The following is a 17,610-nucleotide window of genomic DNA, read 5'->3' on the forward strand; positions in this document are numbered from 1 at the left end:
TCAAGACGAACAACTCCCGTTTGGTTTCCTGACGTCCCATCATCGCAGCCTCCGTCTTTTCTTTGCTTAGACAGCGGCAAATCGTGAAGATCGCGTGCTCAACTGGAGTTTTTCAACGCAATAGGCCAATACCGCACAGTCAAAATGATTCAGTGCACGAAGTTACTGCCTTCGGCGCAAGCAAGAGGTTCTGTCCGGCGCTGCAAGCCCTCTTCCTACGATTTACGGCGTCGGCTCCGCCTCATCCGGGCAGGCGACCTCATCCTCTGGCGTATATAAGGTCATCGGCACACGCTGGCCGTCGATTTCCAGTTCGCGCACTTTCGGCGGCACCAGCTGGAACTCGCCCGCCTGCAGCTTCTCGCGCAGGGGTTTGCAGCGCAGGGCATCGGTGGGGATTTGTCCGCGCGCGGTCCAGCTGCCGTCTTCCTTTTCCGCCAGCAGCACCGACGAGGCGCGCGGGTCGTTGCTGATCAGCAGCACGTCCTGCTTGCCATCGCCATCGAAATCGAGCAGATACGCGTCGCACTGCGGCCCTGCCCGCTTCAAACAGGCGGGCAGGCGCCAGGCCGGGCCGACCTGCGTCCAGTCCTGACGCAGGAAACTCTCCGGCAACTTCGCCGTGGCCGGGCGCAGGGTCAGGTTGATCGACACGTCGCTGAGCGCGCCCGTCTCGTCGAGGCGGTTCTGGCGCTTGAGCATGGCGTCGGCACGGGCCCGCACAATGGCCGCGTCCGGGCCCGCCGTGCGCGTCTTGAGTTCCTGCAAGGCCGCCTGGCCATAGCGGGCGCCCTGGAAGCGCAGGTATTCGAAATCGAACTTGTCCACGCCTATCTTGCCGCTGTTCAGGCGCGCCATCTGACTGGCCACGGAAATGCGCGCCGGGTCGGCCAGCGGCGAGAACAGCGCGAACAGCACCAGCAGCGTAACAAAGGCGGTAGCCACGTTGACGTTGGCGATCAGGTGCAGCCAGTCGCCATACTTGCTGGCCGCCCAGGCGTAACCGGCGGCGTAGCAGGTGGCGATCAGCAGGCAGGCGGCAGCGATCAGGCGGTCGGAGGTCCAGCCATGCGACATCACGCGCAAGGTCAGCGCATAGATGGCGATGCCCACCACCCACGGCAACAGCAGACAGGCCAGACGCGTGCCCAGGCGGATGCCGCGCGCCACGCCATGGCCCACTTCGCCATTCTGGAAGGCGGCATTGATCAGCACTACCAGCACGCCGGCCATGCCCAGCAGCACGGATGCCGCATGGCGCGTGGCCCACAGGCGCTCGAAGCCGATGAAAGGCAAGGTCAGCAGGAAACCGGAGACGAGCACGGCGGCGATCGGCATCAGCCACGACAGCAGCACCAGCAGCAAGGTGCGGATGCCGCGCACGATGGAGGGGCGCACGTCCGTGATGTGGATGGCAAACGAAAACGCGAAGCAGATGACGGGAATCACGAACCAGGCCTGGCTCAGCAGCTTTTTCAGGAAACTCAGTTTGATGAGCAGGAACAGTTGTCCGCCCAGCCACAGCACCAGCCACAGGCCCAGCACGAACAGCAGGGAAAACAGCAGCTGGATGCCGAGCTTCCAGGCGATTTCAAAATAGGTCGGATAGCGGGCGATGCGCTGGCCATCCTGGGCGCTGGCCAGCACCAGCGCGTGGGCGATATAAAAGCCGACGACACAGAAACCGAATAGCTGGGCGGAAATGACGCGCAGCGGTGCGCCCGGCTTGTAGTTGCCCCAGATCACGTGCTCGGCGCCGCGCGCCACGTCATGCCAGGCCAGCACGGCCATCACGACGGCAGCGCCCGCCATCCACAGGGCAATGCGCTTGACCGACATATGGCCCAGGCTCGACACCAGCAAGATGGGCAGCAGCAGGCTGATCAGCATCAGCGGCGCCAGCAGGTAGGCTTCCGTGGCGGGCCAGACTTTATCTTGCGCCGTGCTGTACAGCCAGTACAGCAGCACGCCTTGCAGCAGGCCCGTCACCAGGCGCGTCACCGCGATGCGCGGTGCCACCACCGGATCGAGCAACGCCATGTTTTTTCCAGCGGCATCCTGCTGCATAATCATCCCTTAATAGTCGTTTATTGCTGTAAAGCACGGCCATTATTGCATTTCGTTATCGCCATCTCAACAACGATTCGTGCGCGCGCCCTGCCGGCGCGTCCTCGCTGCGGCGCAATGGCAAGCTTTGCGCGAGGCCCCAGGCCAGTTCCGGTACGAGGAACAGCCACAGCAGCGGCTGGCCCGTCGTGAACAGCGCCCACGCCATCCAGGTGGAAAACAGGTAGCGCGCTGCCGCGTCATAGCGGCCGAAGCGCGGCTGCGGGTCCAGCATGCGCAGCACGGACCAGACCATCACCACGCTGCCAAACAAGCTGCTGATGAGTAGATGAAACGGTCCAAAAACGGGCAGCGGCAGGCCGCCCAGGCTCACGTTGATGGCGTTCAAGTGCTCGCGCAGCAGCAAAAACGTCCACGGCGTGGCAAACGGGGCCGTCATGAGCACATCATAAATGGCGCTGGCGCGCACCACGCGGCGGAAAGCGGAAACGGACAACATGGGAACTCCTGTCGATGGAAAGCGCCCATGATCAGGGTTGGAGTACACTCCATGGTCAAGCATTTTATGAAAGAAAAATCACCATGCAGATCGGCGAGATGGCGCAGGCGACGGGCTTGAGCCGCGATACCCTGCGCTTCTATGAAAAGCGGGGCTTGCTGCACGCGCGGCGCGGCACGAACGGCTACCGCGACTACCCGCCCGAGGCGGCCGACTGGCTGCGCTACCTGCGCACGGCACAGCAGCTGGGCTTTACCCTGGCCGAAATCGAGGCCGACATGCCGCTGCTGGCGGCCGCCGGCGATCCCGCCACGGCGGACCTGCTGCGCGCGGCACTGGCGCGCAAGCTGGGCGAAATCGATGCGCGCATCGCGGGATTGACGCAGTTGCGCGGCGAACTGGTGCTGCGTATGGGACCGGCAGCGGCCGCGTGTCCCTTGCGGGGAGATGCCGATGCAGGCCGCTAAATTACTGCCGTGGCTATTCCTGCTGGGCGCTGGCGGCGCGCAGGGTGCCGGGCTGGCCTGCGGCGACTTCCTGTCCCAGCTGGGCAAGAAGCCCGCGTATCTCGTCTACCAGGGTTGCCGGCAAAACACGGAACGCCAGGACCAGCCGTTCGAGGCCCGCTATGCAGTGGACGGCAAGCATGCGCAACAGGCGGAAGCGTATCTGCGGCGCGCGTACGGCTTGCCCAAGCTTAAGCGCTATTGCTGCGTCTGGGACAGCACGCCCCACTCCTGGCGCGACCGCCGCACCGGCTACGGCTATGTGCTGCTGATGGCCACGGGCGAAACGCTGGTCAGGACGCGCGCAGACTGGCCGCGGATCGAGCGCTTTGTCGTGCAGGTGGACGGCTACGCACAAGACCCTTGACGTAAAAAAACCGCCTGTGCATGGCAGCAGGCGGTTTGATCTCGGACAAAATCAGACTTACTTGGCGGCCTTGCGGCGGCGCAGGAAACCCATCAGGCCCAGGCCCGCCAGCAGCATGGCGTAGGTTTCCGGTTCCGGTACGGCGGCCATCACGGCCACGTTGTCGATCACGGCGCCCGAGTATTTGTCGAACGGCGTGCCGGCCTGGGCGGCGCTGGCAAACGACAGGGTCGCCAGGCCGCTGGAAGCAGCCGTGAAGCTCAAGGTGTTGCTGTACAAGGTGTTCGAGGCGGCAGCCGTCGAGTAGAAATTACCTGCCACGCCACCAAAATTGACGGCCACGCCCTGGCCGGCAGGGCCGCCGGAATTGCGCGCCATGTCAAAGCTCAGGTTGTACGTCTGGCCGGCAACGACATTGAAACTTTGCGACAGGAAACCCGGACCAGGCGTGCCCAGCATGTCGATGCTGTAGCCGTCGATAGCGTTATAGGCATTGCGGATCAGGTCGACCGAGGAAGCGCCCACCGTCCAGCCGCCGATGGCCGAGGAACCGCCATTGACAACATGATAGCCACTGGAAAAGGTATAGCCGGGCGCGACCGATTCAAAATCGCCATTCGTGATCAGGTTGACGGGGCTGGCGCTGGCGGTGCCCGCGGCGAACAGGGCAACAACTGCTGCGATGGTGGCGATTTTCATGATCTGATTTCCTTGCCTTATAGGCATTAAAGTTTCCTTAAGTGAAATCATATCTCAGCCATGATAAAAATCAAAGAACTTTGCAAAAATATATTTAATGTAGATAATTTGCCACGCCTTCAGGTGCGCTGCGCCGTCAATCGAGTTCCTGCCGCGCCACCAGGATGCCGTCCGCATCGGCGTAGATCCAGTCGCCCGGATGCACGGCCACGCCGCTGACCTGCACGCGCACGTCGCGCTGGCCGGCGCCCGTCTTGTTGCTCTTGCGCGGATGCGTGGCCAGGGCGCGCACGCCGATCTGGCAGACATTGATTTCCTCGCTGTCGCGGATGCAGCCATCGACGACGATGCCGGCCCAGCCGTTGCTTTCGGCCAGCACGCCCAGCTGGCCGCCCACCAGCGCGCGGCGCAGGCTGCCGCCGCCATCGATCACCAGCACGTGGCCCTGGCCCGGCGTTTCCAGGGTGCTGCGCACGAGCGCGTTGTCCTCGAACACTTGCAAGGTGGTGGCGGGGCCGCTGAAACGCACGCGCTGGCCGAAAGCGCGGTACACGGGCGGCAGCACGGCCAGGGTGCCGTCGTCGAGCATGGCCGCATAGTCGTCGCACAGGTCGGTAGTGGCAAAGGTCATGGGGATTCCTTTCGTGGCTGATGGCAACGATTCTATGCCTTTTGCAACGCCGCGGCACGTGTTTTGCCGCCCACCCCCACGGCCGTGGCAATCGCTAGCGCCTGGAACAGGCCGATGAACACGAACAGCAGGGCCGGATGGTCGCCATCCATCAGCGCGCCAAAGAACAGCGGACCGACGGCCAGGCCGCTGTCGAGGCCCGAATACACGACGCCATACACGCGTCCGGTGGCATTCTTCGGCGCCGCCGCGCGTATCATCAGGTCGCGCGACGGCCCCGCCACGCCCGACGTCAGGCCGATGGCGCCCATCAGCACCACCGCGCCCCAGGCAGGCACGGCGGCCATGGACAGCAGCACGGCCAGCAGCGCGGCGGCGGAAAAGGCGATCGCCACGTTGCGGTCCGGCTGCTTGCTGCGCGCACCCACCACGCCGCCGGCCAGCATGCCCACGGCCGAGGCCAGCATATAGGCCGTGTAGGCGCTGGTGGCCAGCGCCAGGCTCATGCCGTACAGCTTGACGAGGGCCACGCTGGCAAAGCTCTGGATGCCGCCCAGGGCGATGGCGATAATGAAGAAGAAGGCAAAGCACATCCACACGGCCGGCAAACGCAGAAAGTCCAAGGTGCCCTCGCCGCCCGCCGCCTGGCCCGGTGCGGCCTTCTTGACAGGCTCGGGGCGGATGGCGTGGCGGTTCAGGAACAGGATCAGCAGCACGCCGAACGGCAGCACGGCCGCGCACTGCAGCGCCACTCGCCAGTCATAATGGGTGGCAACGTACGTCATGAACAGCGGTGCCAGGGCCCAGCCGATGTTGCCGCTGATGCCATGCACGGAAAAGCCGTAGGCCACGCGGGCCGCCGACACGCGCTGGTTGAGGATGGTGTAGTCGGCCGGATGGAACACGCTGTTGCCCATGCCGGCCAGCATGGCGCCCAGCATCAGCGCCGCATAGCTGTGCGCGGTGGACAGGGCCAGCGCCGACACGCCCAGCATGAAAATGCCGGAAAACAGCACGGCGCGGGCGCCGAAGCGGTCGACGACAAAACCGGCAAGCGCCTGCCCCACGCCCGAGATGATGAAGAACACCGTCATCAGCAGGCCCAGCTCCGCATACGACAGGTCGAAGGCCGGTTTCAGCCAGACGAACAGGGCCGCAAGGATCAGATGGTAGAAGTGCGACACGCCATGCGCCAGCCCCACGAGGGCGATGACGCGCGCATCGCTGCGCAAGGTGGGAAGTTCGGATGCCGAGTTAGTTGTTATCATGTCATACCCTGTCTTATACTGGTGAAGCTCAAGTGTATGCAAAATACCATCGTCTGTTTTCCGACAGAACGACATAATTTATCGAATTAAGGCCAAGCTGATGGGTGTACCTATCCTCCACCATACGCGCATGTGTCCGCCACGGGAAGCGCCCAGCGCGACCATCCCCGTGACCATGGTCGCGCGCGACCTGCAACCCGATGAATTTCTCTTGCCGCACAGCCATCCATGGGGTCAAGTGACCATGGCGCTCGAAGGCGTGCTGCGCATTACGGCCAACAACAGCAGCTGGGTGCTGCCGCCCATGCGCGCCATCTGGATCGCGCCCAACGTGGAGCATGCCGTCACGATCCTGGAAAAAACCCGCTTGCGCCCCCTGTGCATCCATGCCGCACGCGCGCCGTTCGCGGGCCGCGACTGCAAGGTGCTGGAAGTGTCGAACCTGCTGCGCCAGCTGATCATGGCGCTGGAGCAATTGGACCCGGGCGAGGAACCGGCGCGCGAAGCGCTGCTGGCCGAACTGATCCTCGATGAATTGAAACGCTCGGACACGCGCCCCATCCGCGTCCCCTTGCCCAGCGACAAGCGCCTGAAAACCCTGTGCGACAGCCTGATCGAGAAACCGGGCTTGAACCAGACCCTGGAACACTGGGCGCAGCTGGTCGGCGCGTCGGAGCGTACCCTGGCGCGGCTGTTCGAACGGGAATTGGGCATGAGTTTTGGCCAGTGGCGCCAGCAAGTGCGCCTGGCGCACGCGGCGCCCCTGATCGCGCGCGGCGTGCCGCTGTCGCAGGTGGCCGAAGAACTGGGCTACGCCAGCCAGTCGGCCTTTTCCGCCATGTTCAAGAAGACCTTCGGCAGTTCGCCATCAGCCTTCTTTGCCCAGGGCGAGCGCTCTTAAGCCATGAAGTCAAACAAGGAATTTTTGCCGGTATAACCAGGCAAGGCCGAGTTCGTTCCCATCTGTTCCTGGGCCGAATAGGCCTTGATCAGCGCCTGCGCCTGGGCAGTCAGGGCCTTGGCCAGCACGGCTTTCTTGTTGGTCAGGGTGGTGATGTCCTTGCCCACCGTCTGCACTTCCTTGCGGATAATGCTCGTTTCGCCCGTCAGCTCGCCGATCTTGCTGGAGAACTGGTCGGCCACGCCCTTGCCGTTATTCGTAAACAGCTTGCTGACGGCATCCGGATCGGCAGCGATGGCGGCCTTGAGTTTTTTATCGTCGAGCACCAGCTCGCCGCTTTTGCCCAAGGTCACGCCGGCGCTGCTCAGGATGGAAGCGGGCACGCCCGTGCTGGCCGTGCGCAGCACTTGCTCCATCTGCGAACGCACCTGGCCCAGGGCCGTGTCGGACTTCAAGTCGCCCTGCTGCAGGCTTTGCAGTTTGCTGTTGAGTTCATTGTAGGCCGTGACGAAGCTGGCCACGTTGGTCGCGATCTGGCTGCTGTCCTTGGCGATGGCGAGGTCGGTCACACCCTTTTTCTTCAATTCGATGGTGGCGCCCTCGACAGCCGTCGTCAAGGTATTCGTGGCGCTCTTGATGTCCTTGCCATCGACGGTCAGCAGCGCATCCTGCGCGGCGGCCGTCTGCTGCAGGCCCTTGCCGGCGCCGGGCGCATAGCTGAGCAAATTGCTGACGGCCGCGTCGCCGGACACGCTGATGCGCATGCTGCTGTCGGCGCCGCTCTTGCCATTGATGGCCAGCGAGTAGCCATCGGGGCCTTTGACGACGCTGGCGTCGACGCCCTGCTGTTTCAGGGCGGCGGCGATGCCATCGAGGCTATTGTTGCTGCTGTCTATCGTCAGCGAAATGACCTTGCCGTTGCCGGGCGTAAATTGCTTGCCATCGGCCGTGCCCACTTCGATCTTGACCAGCGCGGGCGCGCCCGTGCCGATCGCCGCGCTCGACGATTTCTGCGCGCCGCTGAGCAGGGTCTGCCCCTGCGCCAGCTGCTTGACGTTCAGCTCATGGCTGCCGCTGGCGGCCTTGTCCGTGGTGGTGGCGCTCAGCACATCCTTGGCGCTCGACGTGGCCGACGTGGCCAGGCCGCTGCCGGCCATGTTCTTGGCCACGGTCTGGAATTTCGCCAGCGCCGATTGCAGCTGGCCCAGGCCCGAGAACTTGGCCTGGTCGCGCGCCAGGCTGGCGTTGAGCTTGACGACGCCCGTGTTCTGCGACTGCATCTGGCGCTCCACCTTCGCATACACATCGGCCGAGATATTACCCTGCGTCGTCTGCTGCGTGTTGTTGGTGTAAGCCCTGCTGTTGATGGTCGAATTAAACATGGTAGGCGTTCCCGTCGGGTGTAAGGTCATGACACGCGGTTCAGGTCTTGACCGCGTGCTGCGCTAGAAACGGACGGCAGGCGCGCGTGGCGCGGCGGCATCCCTCTTCTGGTTGATAATTATGCAGTATTACCGGAATATCAAAACAGTGAACAGAACAAGTTTTTCCTGACTGCAAACCCATATGCACCATTCTAGCGCATTTCACTTGCCGCTTATCTCGTGCGCGCCTCAGCGCATGAACTTCGAGATGGCGCTGCTGACGGCCATGTCCAGCTGCAGGAAAGTGAGTCCCACCTTGAAACCGGCGCTGCTGAAAATGCAGTGCGAGACGGACACGCGCGCCTCGATGATGTGCGCCGCGCCATCGTAAAACAGCTCGAACAGCACCTTGCCCTGCTTGCCTGTCGGCACCGGTTCAGCGATGACGGCCGCCATGCCACCGGGCCCCACGTCGAGGGTGCGCGCCGCCACGGGACCCGCGCCATCGATGACCAACATTGCCTTGGCACGCAAAATCTTGCGTGCGCCCTGCCTTTGCTCTACTGACACTATATTCCGCTTCTCTCTATGCATTGTCGATACGAATTCGCCATGCGAACTCATCGGACAAATATTATAGTTCCAAACGGAAATTATGTTTGACTTGTCTCAAGCTTGGCATTTAAGCCATACCAACTTTTACTCCAAGTCGCGGAGTTTATTGAACGCTTCGTCGATGCGCTCGACGCCGATGACCTTGAGGCCCTCGATGAGCTGTTTCGGCAAGTTGGACTTGGGCACCACGGCCAAGGTAAAGCCCAGCTTGGCCGCTTCGCGCAAGCGCTCCTGGCCCCGTGGCGCGGGGCGGATTTCACCAGCCAGCCCCACCTCGCCAAACACGACCAATCCCCGTGGCAGGGGTTTGTTGCGCATCGACGAGTTAATTGCCAGCAAGACAGCCAGGTCGGCCGCCGGTTCCGTGATCTTCACGCCGCCGACGGCGTTGATGAACACGTCCTGGTCGAACGCGGCGATGCCCGCGTGGCGGTGCGCCACGGCCAGCAGCATGGCCAGGCGGTTCTGCTCCAGGCCGACAGACAAGCGGCGCGCATTGGGCAAGTGGCTCGTGTCGACGAGGGCCTGGATTTCCACCAGCAAGGGACGCGTGCCTTCCTGCGTCACCATCACGCAGGAACCGGGCACCTGGTTGTCGTGCTGCGACAGGAACAGGGCGGACGGATTCGACACGCCTTTCAAGCCCTTTTCCGTCATGGCGAACACGCCCAGTTCGTTGACGGCGCCGAAACGGTTCTTGATGGCGCGCACGAGGCGAAAGCTGGAATGGGCGTCGCCCTCGAAATACAGCACCGTGTCGACAATGTGCTCGAGCACGCGGGGACCGGCCAGCGCGCCCTCTTTCGTCACGTGGCCGACCAGAATGATGGTTACGCCCGTCTGCTTGGCCGCCCGCGTCAATTGCGCCGCGCATTCGCGCACTTGCGCCACGGAACCAGGAGCCGAGCTGAGGGCGTCGGAATACACGGTCTGGATCGAGTCGATGACCACCACTTCCGGCTTCAGGTCGTGCAAGGTGGACAGGATCTTTTCCAGCTGGATCTCGGCCTGCAATTTGAGTTCCTTGGCATCGATGACGAGGCGCTTGGCGCGCAGGGCGATCTGCGCACCCGATTCCTCGCCGCTGACGTACAGCACGCGCTTGTGGTGCGACATGTTCGCCAGCGCCTGCAGCAGCAGGGTCGACTTGCCGATGCCGGGGTCGCCGCCGATCAGCACGACGCCGCCGGCCACCATGCCGCCGCCCAGCACGCGGTCGAATTCCTCGATGCCCGTGCCGAAGCGGGGCACGTCGATGGCATCGATATCGTCAAGCGACAGCACGGGCGCCGTCTGCGCCAGCGACATGTGCTGCGGATTCGAATAGCGGTTGTTGCCGCCCGTCTCGGGCAGGGTTTCCACCATGGTATTCCACTGGTTGCACGAGGTACATTGCCCCATCCATTTGTTGCTGATGGCGCCGCAATCGCTGCAGGTATAGGTGGTCTTGACTTTTGCCATGGTGTACTTTGCCCGGGTAAGGTGAAACTGCTGTCTATATATACAGTAAATTCACAGTATATACAAACGGCGGGCCGACGTCACTGTCACGCCTCGATCACAGGAACGCGCGGCGCCAATGCGCACATCAGCTCGTAGCCGATGGTGCCGGCGGCCAGGGCCACCTCGTCGATCGGCATGCCCTGGCCCCACAAGGTGACGGCGCTGCCGACTTTTACTTCCGGCACCTGCGTCAGATCGACCATCAGCATGTCCATCGACACCCGGCCGATGAGGCCAGTGCGCACGCCATCGACGAGCACGGGCGTGCCTTCGGGCGCGTGGCGCGGATAGCCGTCCGCATAGCCGCAGGCCACCACGCCGACCTTGATATTGCCGGCCGCCTCATAGCGGCTGCCGTAGCCCACCACTTCGCCGGCGGCGATATCCTGGATGCCGATAATCTTGCTGCGCAAGGTCATGGTGGGCAGCAAGCCGAACGCCTGCGCGGACGTGCCGCCGGCAGCGCCGCTGGGCGTGCCGCCATACAGCATGATGCCGGGGCGCACCCAGTCACTGTCGAGATGGTGCAGCAGCACGCCGGCCGAATTGCACAGGCTGCGCGGCAAGGGTACGCCTATGCTGGCCGCGCCCGCTTCGAAACGCAGCATCTGCTGCTCCAGGGGCAAGCGCGTGGGCGCCGCCTCATCGGCATTGGCGAAATGCGTCATCAGGGTGATCGTGCCGACGTGCGGGATGGCGCGCAGGCGCGCATACGCACCCGCCACGGCGCCCGGCGTAAAACCCAGGCGGTTCATGCCCGTATTCATTTTCAGGTGCACGTCGATGGCGTGCGGCAAGCACGCCGCGGCCAGCATGTCGATCTGTTCCTCGCAATGCACGCTGCCGTTCAGCTTGTGCTGCGCCATGGCAGGCAAATCGCTGGCGTCGAAAAACCCTTCGAGCAGCAAGATGGGCTTGGTCCAGCCCAGTTCGCGCAAGCGCACGGCGTAATCGACCTCGACCAGCGCCAGGCCATCGGCGTCGGCAAAGCCCCGCATGGCCCGCTCCAGGCCGTGGCCATAGGCATTTGCCTTGACGACGGCCCACACTTTGGCGCCGCGGGCGCCGGCACGGGCGCGCGCCAGATTGTGTTGCATGGCATCGAGATGGATGGTGGCGATGAGGGGCCTGGGCATAAGCGTGACACACGGCAAGTGGGAAAGCCGTATTTTACCGGATGGGCCGCAGGCGCGCGCCGCTAGCGGAGGCAGAATAGGCGCGCAGGACACCATGTACAAAATGCTCACATGTATGTGTATTTTTCTACGGCAGAAAAATTAAGCTTCGCTTAGGCAAGAGGATGCAAAGCAGCCCCTTCCAAACTTGGGGTTTGCCGTTTTTTCGTGGTATAAAGCAAGCCAGATATGATTTCAGGCAATCCAGAATGAATCGTGGTTTTTATACCATCATGGCGGCGCAGTTCTTTTCCTCGCTGGCAGATAACGCCCTCTTTTTTGTCGCCGTCGATTTATTGGTGTCCATGAAATCCCCGGCGTGGATCACGCCGCTGCTCAAACTGTCGTTCGTGCTGTTTTACGTGCTGTTGGCCGCTTTTGTCGGCGCCTTCGCGGATGCACTGCCAAAAGGCAAGGTCATGTTCATCGCCAACATGGTCAAGATCTTCGGCTGCGCCCTCGTCTTCTTCCACGTGCATCCGCTGCTGGCCTACGCTGTCGTCGGTTTTGGCGCTGCCGTGTATTCACCTGCCAAGTACGGCATCCTGACGGAACTGCTGCCGCCGGAAAAACTCGTGGCGGCGAATGGCTGGATCGAAGGCTTGACCGTCACCTCCATCATCCTCGGCACCGTCATGGGCGGCGCGCTCGTCAGCGGCCACGTGTCCGACATGCTGCTGTCCATCGACATTCCCCTGATCAATACGGGCATTACCAGCAAGACAGAAGCGGCCTTGTGCGTGGTAGTGGGCATTTATGCGCTGGCGACCCTGGCCAACCTGAAGATTCCCGACACGGGCTGCGTGTATGCGCACCAGGAACGCAATCCTATCAAACTGATTACCGATTTTGCCAATTGCTATTCCATCCTGTGGAAAGACAAGCTGGGCCAGATCACCCTGGCCGTGACGACCCTGTTCTGGGGCGCTGGCGCCACCTTGCAGCTGATCGTGCTGGAATGGGCCAAGCAGTCGCTGAACATGCCATTCGACAAGGCAACCAGCCTGGTAGGCGTGGTCGCCATCGGCGTGGCCGCCGGCGCCGTGCTGTCTGCCCGTTTCATTCCACTGCGCAAATCGCTGACCGTCATTCCTCTCGGCATCGCCATGGGCGTGATCGTCATGATGATGACGCAAGTGCACTCCGTGTGGATCGCCTACCCGCTGCTGATACTGATCGGCGCCCTGTCCGGCTTCTTCGTCGTGCCAATGAATGCACTGCTGCAACATCGCGGCCACGTGCTGATGAGCGCAGGCCATTCCATCGCCGTGCAGAACTTCAATGAAAACCTGTCGATTCTGACCATGCTGGCCGTGTATTCGATCATGATCCGCTTGCACCTGCCGCTCAACATCATCATCACCCTGTTCGGCCTGTTCGTCGCCGGCACCATGTACATGATCATGCGCAAGCACAAGCTGAACCAGGCTGAGCATGACAATCTTTCCTTGATCGGCGAACAGAAGCATTAATTAGGGTGGTGTCGGATTACGCGCTATGCGCTAATCCGACCTACATGATTCCGGCGTTACGGCTGTGGTTCATGCTTACGCGGGTAGCGCGCCGGTTATCCGCCGCGCGGCAGCCTGCTCCGTCCAGTCATGGGGCACGACAAAACCGCGCGTGCGTTCCACTTCCCAGCCTTCGACATTGTCCACCGTGGCCACCAGCACCGGTTGCGCCAGATCAAACAAGCGCGCCTGCAAGACGTCGACATCGAGCACTTCCACGTCGCGCCCCTTGAACGGCGCCAGCCATTGCAATCGCGGCAACACGACATAGCGCTGCTGCGGCAATTGCATTGGCGTGCACCAGAAGCCGTGTCCGTGCTCTGGGGAAATACCGTCCATGGCGGGCGTGGCGCCTGCCGCATAGAACAGCCATCCCTTGACCAGCGCCTGCGCCGCGCGCACTGGCTGCGCCAGCAGGCTTTGCGCGGCAGGATGGCGGGACAAGGCCAATTGCTTGTCGAGAATCTTGCGCATCTTCAAGCCCAAAGTATCGGCCAGGTTGGGGCCGATCAAGTGGTTGAACACACCGGGATCGGGCGCGCCTTCGAGCAGGTAGAACTTGGTGGCGAATTCCCAGTGCAACAGCTCATTCCCGTCACGCAGCAGGAAATCGAACTCGCCCACCGTGTCGTTGCGGTTGACCTGCACTTGCAAGCCATGCGCAGCCAGCAATCCATGCTGTTCAAAATAAAAGGCCAGCAGCTTTTCAGCGTACAGGCCCAGGCGGGAATAGAATTTCGGCCCCAGCGCCGCATCGAGCGGCGACGGGTCATCCTGCAGCGCCGCCAGCCACGTCGCCACGGCGGGCGTGACGGGCGCGAGGCTGGCGATGCGCCCGTCCCAATGGGGGCTGGCCGGGTCCAGCAAGTCGGGCGAGTCGAGCAGCCAGGCCAGCGCACGCACGCGGGGGTGCGTCAAATGTCCCCAGCGGCGCTCGAAGCGGGCCTGAAAGCTGTAGACGGCCGACTCAACCACCGTGCGTGCTTTTCGCCAGGCACAGGTCGGCCCAGGCACGCGCCTTGGCCTTGCCCGTTTCGTCCTGCAACAACATTTCCGGATGGAAGGTGGCCACGACAGACGCATTGCCCAGCTGGCGCACCTTGCCGCGCACGGGCTTTTCGCCGGGATTGATGCCGGCGGCGGCCATCGATCCGAGAGTGACGATGGTGCGCGGCTGCAGCAGGGCCAGTTCGCGGTCGAAATATGGGCGGCAGGCGGCGGACTCCGATTCAGTGGGCAGGCGTTCCTGGCCCGCCTCGTCGAGCGGACGGCATTTCAGCAAGTGCGTGATGTACACATCGCTGCCCGCATCGATATCGATAGCCTTGAGCATATTGTCGAGCAGCTTGCCCTGTTCGCCCGGCAAGGCGCGCCCTTCCCGTTCTTCCAGGCGCGAGGGGCTGCTGGCCAGCATCAGCCAAGCACCCTGGCGGTCGCCACGGCCCATGACGACGCCCTTGCGCGTCTTGCACAGGTCGCAGCGCGCACACTTGGCCACGGCCGCCGTCAAGCCATCCCAGTCGAGGGCGGCAATGTCTGCATCGCTCAGCTGTCTGGCGGGCGGCGGTGGCGGTGCATCGTCGAACCAGGCCGTGTCGTCCGGCTCGGCGGCGGGAACTGGTGCAGCGGCAACGGCGACGGGTGCTTCGGCCTGCACCTCGACCTTCGCCTCGGCAGTCATCTCGACGACTTCGGCAACCACCTCTGTAACGACCTCAATCACGGCCTCAAGCACGGGTGCCGCCACGGCGGCTTCCATCTCCACAGCGGCCTCGGCGACGGCGTCAACGGCCTCGGCTGCTGCGCCCTGGCGCAAGCGCCACAGGGGGCCGACGCCCATTTCATCGAGGAAAACGGCGCTGCGGCTCATAAGGTATAACGCATCACGATGGCGTCCTCACGTTGCGAATTGGCGGCAGGATAATATCCCTTGCGCCGCCCGATCTGTTCAAATCCATAGCGCTGGTAAATATCGAGCGCGCGCACGTTCGACGGGCGCACTTCCAGCAGCATCGATTCCATGCCCAGCTGGCGCGCGCAGGCGCAGGACTGGTTCAGCAGGAAACGGCCCAGCCCCTGGCCCTGGATGGCGCCCTCGACGGCCACGTTCAGCAAGTGCGCTTCATCGACGACCAGCATCAGCAAGAAGTAGCCAAGCAAGGTGCCATCCACGTCGCGCAGCACCCAGGCAGGGTAGCCGCTCTTGAGGGAGTCGACAAAGTTGCCGTGCGTCCAGGGATGCGGATACACGCGCTGTTCCAGCGCCAGCACTTCGACCAGGTCCGCTTCCTGCATCGGCTGATAGTCAAGGCGCAGCAAGTCCCAGCCTGCCGCGCTGTCCTTGCCCGCTTCCATCATTGCGCCGACTCCGCAGCGGCCTTGGCGGCCTGCATGTCGAGACGCTCGGCACTTGTGTAAGCGATCTTGTTGCGCAAGTACAGAGGCTGCGCCTCGGCCGCCGTCACAAAATGACCTGCCGCAAACGCGATGCGCGCCAGCTGCGCCACTTGCACGGCGTGCGGCATGATGGCCGCGTCCGCGCTGGCGGCGCATGGCAGCGCGGCCAATGCGTCGGCATAGGCCGCAAAACCGTTGCCGCAGCCGGTGACGTCGCCTTGCGGCGCCACGCCGGCTGGCGCGCTCAGGGCCGGCGGCAACACGGCCTGCAAGCCGTTTTGATACTCATATTGCGCCCAGTACACTTCGCCCATGCGGGCGTCGAGCACGGTCACGATGCGCTGCACACCATGCTGCTGGTGGCACGCGAGCGCCATGGCGTCGAGCGTGACGACAGGCACGACGGGCAGATTGGCGCCGTAAGCCAGGCCTTGAGCGATGCCGCAAGCCGTGCGCACGCCCGTAAACGAGCCGGGGCCGGAGCCGTAGGCGATGGCGTCGACGTCCGCCAGGGTCACGCCCGCTTCGGCCAGCAATTCCTGCACCATCGGCAGGATGGACTGGGAATGGGTACGCACGCCCGACGAGGCGCGGGACAGAACGACATCGCCGCGCAGCAAGGCGCAGGAGGCGAGTTCGGACGACGTTTCAATAGCAAGTAAGGTGGGAAGTAAGGTAGACATAGCGTATTTTACCTTGCCAAGCCCGGGAACGGCATGCCGTGCCGGCCAACAACAGCCCACTTGCACAGGCCGTGCGCGAGGACGGCTATAATAAAAGGCTAAGCTGATTGCTTGACCGGCGTCATTGCGCCATGCCTGGCAATCCATACGCAACACTATCACCCCACTCTTGCCCTGGTCCGCTCCGTGAATCCACTTCTTGCCAAACTGCAACCATATCCTTTTGAAAAGCTGCGCCAGCTGTTTGCCGGCGTAACGGTCAATCCCGATTACGCGCCCATCAGCCTGGGCATGGGCGAACCCAAGCACCCGACGCCAGCCTTCATCGAGCAGGCATTGACCGACAATATCCATGGCCTGGCCAGCTATCCGACCACCATCGGTTCGGAAGCCTTGCGCACCGCCATCGCCGGCTGGCTCGAGCGCCGCTATGGCATCCCCAAACTCAATCCTGCCACGCAGATCCTGCCCGTGAACGGTTCGCGCGAAGCGCTGTTTGCGCTGGCGCAAACGGTGATCGATCCATCGGCCGGTTCGCTCGTGATCAGCCCGAACCCGTTTTACCAGATCTATGAAGGCGCGGCCTACCTGGCCGGTGCCGAACCGTATTTCGTCAATTCCGATCCGGCGCGCAATTTCGGCTGCGACTACGACAGCGTGCCCGCGTCCGTATGGGAAAAGGTCAAGCTGCTGTTCCTGTGCTCGCCCGGCAACCCGACGGGCGCAGTGCTCACCCTGACGGACTGGGAACACCTGTTCGCCCTGTCCGAGCGCTATGACTTCGTCATCGCCGCCGACGAGTGCTATTCCGAGATCTACCATGGCGACACGCCACCGCTGGGCGCGCTGCAGGCGGCGCACATGCTGGGCCTGTCCACCATCGAGCGCCCATATGCGCGCCTGGTCGTGTTTTCCAGCCTGTCGAAGCGCTCGAACGTGCCGGGCATGCGCTCGGGCTTTGTCGCCGGCGACGCGGAAGTACTGAAAAAATTCCTGCTCTACCGAACCTACCACGGCGGCGCCATGAGCCCCGCCGTGCAGGCGGCCTCCGTCGCGGCCTGGAACGACGAAACCCATGTCGAGGAAAATCGCGCCAAGTACCGCGCCAAGTTCGACGCCATCACGCCGCTGCTGCAATCGGTGATGGACGTGCAATTGCCGGACGCCGGCTTCTACCTGTGGGCCGACGTCAGCCGCACGGGACTGTCCGACACGCAATTCGCGCAACGCCTGTACGCCGAATATAATGTGACGGTATTGCCTGGCAGTTACCTGGCGCGCGACGCGCACGGCATCAATCCGGGCCGCAACCGCATCCGCATGGCCCTCGTGGCCGAAACGGCCGAAGGGCTGGAAGCCGCCCTGCGCATAGTAAAATTCTGCCAGCAGCTTCCCGCATCCGCATCAACCACGCATTAACCCTA

The 17,610-nt window shown here is 63.0% G+C and carries 18 protein-coding genes; 5 read left to right on the forward strand and 13 right to left on the reverse strand.

Translation table 11 applies throughout. The features are described 5' to 3' along the window. Window positions 1-222 precede the first annotated feature (222 nt). Window positions 223-2,040 carry a DUF4153 domain-containing protein gene (locus AC54AG_RS20220; RefSeq protein WP_496631438.1) on the reverse strand — a complete coding sequence of 606 codons (1,818 nt, stop codon included), beginning with the start codon at window positions 2,038-2,040 and terminating at the stop codon, window positions 223-225. A gap of 82 nt (window positions 2,041-2,122) precedes the next feature. Beyond that, complete coding sequence (locus tag AC54AG_RS20225) at window positions 2,123-2,566, reverse strand: hypothetical protein (RefSeq protein WP_496631439.1); 444 nt, start codon at window positions 2,564-2,566, stop codon at window positions 2,123-2,125. Window positions 2,567-2,649: 83 nt separating this feature from the next. On the opposite strand from AC54AG_RS20225, the gene AC54AG_RS20230 reads away from it, so the two are divergent. Continuing rightward, window positions 2,650-3,033 (forward strand): MerR family transcriptional regulator, encoded by a 384-nt coding sequence (locus AC54AG_RS20230; RefSeq protein ID WP_496631440.1) that lies wholly within the window; start codon window positions 2,650-2,652, stop codon window positions 3,031-3,033. Then, the gene (locus AC54AG_RS20235) at window positions 3,020-3,439 is read left to right on the forward strand and encodes a DUF4952 domain-containing protein (RefSeq protein ID WP_496631441.1); all 420 of its coding nucleotides are present in this window, start codon (window positions 3,020-3,022) and stop codon (window positions 3,437-3,439) included. The genes AC54AG_RS20230 and AC54AG_RS20235 overlap by 14 nt, the downstream gene beginning before the upstream one ends. A gap of 57 nt (window positions 3,440-3,496) precedes the next feature. Here AC54AG_RS20235 and AC54AG_RS20240 read toward each other — a convergent pair whose 3' ends face one another. The 3 genes from AC54AG_RS20240 to AC54AG_RS20250 form a co-directional block, all read right to left on the reverse strand. After that, a complete protein-coding gene (locus AC54AG_RS20240) occupies window positions 3,497-4,138 on the reverse strand; it encodes a choice-of-anchor C family protein (RefSeq protein WP_496631442.1) in 642 nt (213 codons plus the stop codon). Window positions 4,139-4,274: 136 nt separating this feature from the next. Further along, the gene (gene rraA, locus AC54AG_RS20245) at window positions 4,275-4,769 is read right to left on the reverse strand and encodes a ribonuclease E activity regulator RraA (RefSeq protein ID WP_034749787.1); all 495 of its coding nucleotides are present in this window, start codon (window positions 4,767-4,769) and stop codon (window positions 4,275-4,277) included. A gap of 32 nt (window positions 4,770-4,801) precedes the next feature. Beyond that, on the reverse strand, window positions 4,802-6,037 hold the full coding sequence (locus tag AC54AG_RS20250; RefSeq protein ID WP_496631443.1) for an MFS transporter: 1,236 nt from the start codon (window positions 6,035-6,037) through the stop codon (window positions 4,802-4,804). A gap of 100 nt (window positions 6,038-6,137) precedes the next feature. Here AC54AG_RS20250 and AC54AG_RS20255 point away from each other — a divergent pair, with 100 nt between their 5' ends. Continuing rightward, window positions 6,138-6,938 carry an AraC family transcriptional regulator gene (locus tag AC54AG_RS20255; RefSeq protein ID WP_034749790.1) on the forward strand — a complete coding sequence of 267 codons (801 nt, stop codon included), beginning with the start codon at window positions 6,138-6,140 and terminating at the stop codon, window positions 6,936-6,938. On the opposite strand, the gene fliD is transcribed toward AC54AG_RS20255, so the two are convergent. The 4 genes from fliD to alr all read right to left on the reverse strand — a co-directional run bounded on the left by fliD (window position 6,935) and on the right by alr (window position 11,556). Next, window positions 6,935-8,320 (reverse strand): flagellar filament capping protein FliD, encoded by a 1,386-nt coding sequence (gene fliD / locus AC54AG_RS20260; RefSeq protein WP_496631444.1) that lies wholly within the window; start codon window positions 8,318-8,320, stop codon window positions 6,935-6,937. The two genes, AC54AG_RS20255 and fliD, sit on opposite strands and share 4 nt — an antisense overlap. Before the next feature lie 231 nt (window positions 8,321-8,551). Continuing rightward, window positions 8,552-8,926 carry a PilZ domain-containing protein gene (locus tag AC54AG_RS20265; protein ID WP_496631445.1) on the reverse strand — a complete coding sequence of 125 codons (375 nt, stop codon included), beginning with the start codon at window positions 8,924-8,926 and terminating at the stop codon, window positions 8,552-8,554. Between the two features lie 75 nt (window positions 8,927-9,001). Further along, window positions 9,002-10,378: a DNA repair protein RadA gene (gene radA, locus AC54AG_RS20270; RefSeq protein WP_034749799.1), complete on the reverse strand. Its 1,377-nt coding sequence runs from the start codon at window positions 10,376-10,378 to the stop codon at window positions 9,002-9,004. Window positions 10,379-10,464: 86 nt separating this feature from the next. Next, window positions 10,465-11,556 (reverse strand): alanine racemase, encoded by a 1,092-nt coding sequence (gene alr, locus AC54AG_RS20275; RefSeq protein ID WP_219327352.1) that lies wholly within the window; start codon window positions 11,554-11,556, stop codon window positions 10,465-10,467. Between the two features lie 248 nt (window positions 11,557-11,804). On the opposite strand from alr, the gene lplT reads away from it, so the two are divergent. Next, window positions 11,805-13,067, forward strand: coding sequence for a lysophospholipid transporter LplT (gene lplT, locus AC54AG_RS20280; protein WP_034749808.1), 1,263 nt, complete (start codon window positions 11,805-11,807; stop codon window positions 13,065-13,067). A gap of 75 nt (window positions 13,068-13,142) precedes the next feature. Here lplT and AC54AG_RS20285 read toward each other — a convergent pair whose 3' ends face one another. From AC54AG_RS20285 to tsaB, 4 genes are read right to left on the reverse strand one after another with little or no spacing between them, the layout of a single operon-like run. Then, a complete protein-coding gene (locus tag AC54AG_RS20285) occupies window positions 13,143-14,024 on the reverse strand; it encodes a DUF1853 family protein (RefSeq protein ID WP_496631446.1) in 882 nt (293 codons plus the stop codon). Window positions 14,025-14,073: 49 nt separating this feature from the next. Beyond that, window positions 14,074-14,976: a uracil-DNA glycosylase gene (locus AC54AG_RS20290; RefSeq protein WP_496631447.1), complete on the reverse strand. Its 903-nt coding sequence runs from the start codon at window positions 14,974-14,976 to the stop codon at window positions 14,074-14,076. Further along, entirely contained in the window at window positions 14,973-15,461 is a 489-nt protein-coding gene (gene rimI, locus AC54AG_RS20295) for a ribosomal protein S18-alanine N-acetyltransferase (RefSeq protein WP_485878979.1), read from the reverse strand. Before rimI ends, AC54AG_RS20290 begins: the two co-directional genes overlap by 4 nt. After that, window positions 15,461-16,186, reverse strand: coding sequence for a tRNA (adenosine(37)-N6)-threonylcarbamoyltransferase complex dimerization subunit type 1 TsaB (gene tsaB / locus AC54AG_RS20300; protein WP_456130446.1), 726 nt, complete (start codon window positions 16,184-16,186; stop codon window positions 15,461-15,463). The genes rimI and tsaB overlap by 1 nt, the downstream gene beginning before the upstream one ends. Window positions 16,187-16,372: 186 nt before the next feature. Between tsaB and dapC the strand changes: the two genes are divergently transcribed. Further along, window positions 16,373-17,605, forward strand: a complete 1,233-nt coding sequence (gene dapC / locus AC54AG_RS20305; protein WP_496631448.1) for a succinyldiaminopimelate transaminase — start codon at window positions 16,373-16,375, stop codon at window positions 17,603-17,605. The last annotated feature ends 5 nt before the right edge of the window (window positions 17,606-17,610 follow it).

Source organism: Janthinobacterium sp. BCJ23, from assembly GCF_059617945.1.

Excerpts from the sequence above, each read along its gene's own strand:
- radA (WP_034749799.1), bottom strand. The coding sequence starts at position 10,378 with ATGGCAAAAGTCAAGACCACCTATACCTGCAGCGATTGCGGCGCCATC.
- AC54AG_RS20225 (WP_496631439.1), bottom strand. The coding sequence starts at position 2,566 with ATGTTGTCCGTTTCCGCTTTCCGCCGCGTGGTGCGCGCCAGCGCCATT.
- AC54AG_RS20220 (WP_496631438.1), bottom strand. The coding sequence starts at position 2,040 with ATGGCGTTGCTCGATCCGGTGGTGGCACCGCGCATCGCGGTGACGCGC.
- AC54AG_RS20250 (WP_496631443.1), bottom strand. The coding sequence starts at position 6,037 with ATGATAACAACTAACTCGGCATCCGAACTTCCCACCTTGCGCAGCGAT.
- tsaB (WP_456130446.1), bottom strand. The coding sequence starts at position 16,186 with ATGTCTACCTTACTTCCCACCTTACTTGCTATTGAAACGTCGTCCGAA.
- lplT (WP_034749808.1), top strand. The coding sequence starts at position 11,805 with ATGAATCGTGGTTTTTATACCATCATGGCGGCGCAGTTCTTTTCCTCG.
- AC54AG_RS20230 (WP_496631440.1), top strand. The coding sequence starts at position 2,650 with ATGCAGATCGGCGAGATGGCGCAGGCGACGGGCTTGAGCCGCGATACC.
- alr (WP_219327352.1), bottom strand. The coding sequence starts at position 11,556 with ATGCCCAGGCCCCTCATCGCCACCATCCATCTCGATGCCATGCAACAC.
- AC54AG_RS20265 (WP_496631445.1), bottom strand. The coding sequence starts at position 8,926 with ATGAGTTCGCATGGCGAATTCGTATCGACAATGCATAGAGAGAAGCGG.
- fliD (WP_496631444.1), bottom strand. The coding sequence starts at position 8,320 with ATGTTTAATTCGACCATCAACAGCAGGGCTTACACCAACAACACGCAG.
- AC54AG_RS20240 (WP_496631442.1), bottom strand. The coding sequence starts at position 4,138 with ATGAAAATCGCCACCATCGCAGCAGTTGTTGCCCTGTTCGCCGCGGGC.
- AC54AG_RS20290 (WP_496631447.1), bottom strand. The coding sequence starts at position 14,976 with ATGAGCCGCAGCGCCGTTTTCCTCGATGAAATGGGCGTCGGCCCCCTG.
- AC54AG_RS20255 (WP_034749790.1), top strand. The coding sequence starts at position 6,138 with ATGGGTGTACCTATCCTCCACCATACGCGCATGTGTCCGCCACGGGAA.
- rimI (WP_485878979.1), bottom strand. The coding sequence starts at position 15,461 with ATGGAAGCGGGCAAGGACAGCGCGGCAGGCTGGGACTTGCTGCGCCTT.
- rraA (WP_034749787.1), bottom strand. The coding sequence starts at position 4,769 with ATGACCTTTGCCACTACCGACCTGTGCGACGACTATGCGGCCATGCTC.
- AC54AG_RS20235 (WP_496631441.1), top strand. The coding sequence starts at position 3,020 with ATGCAGGCCGCTAAATTACTGCCGTGGCTATTCCTGCTGGGCGCTGGC.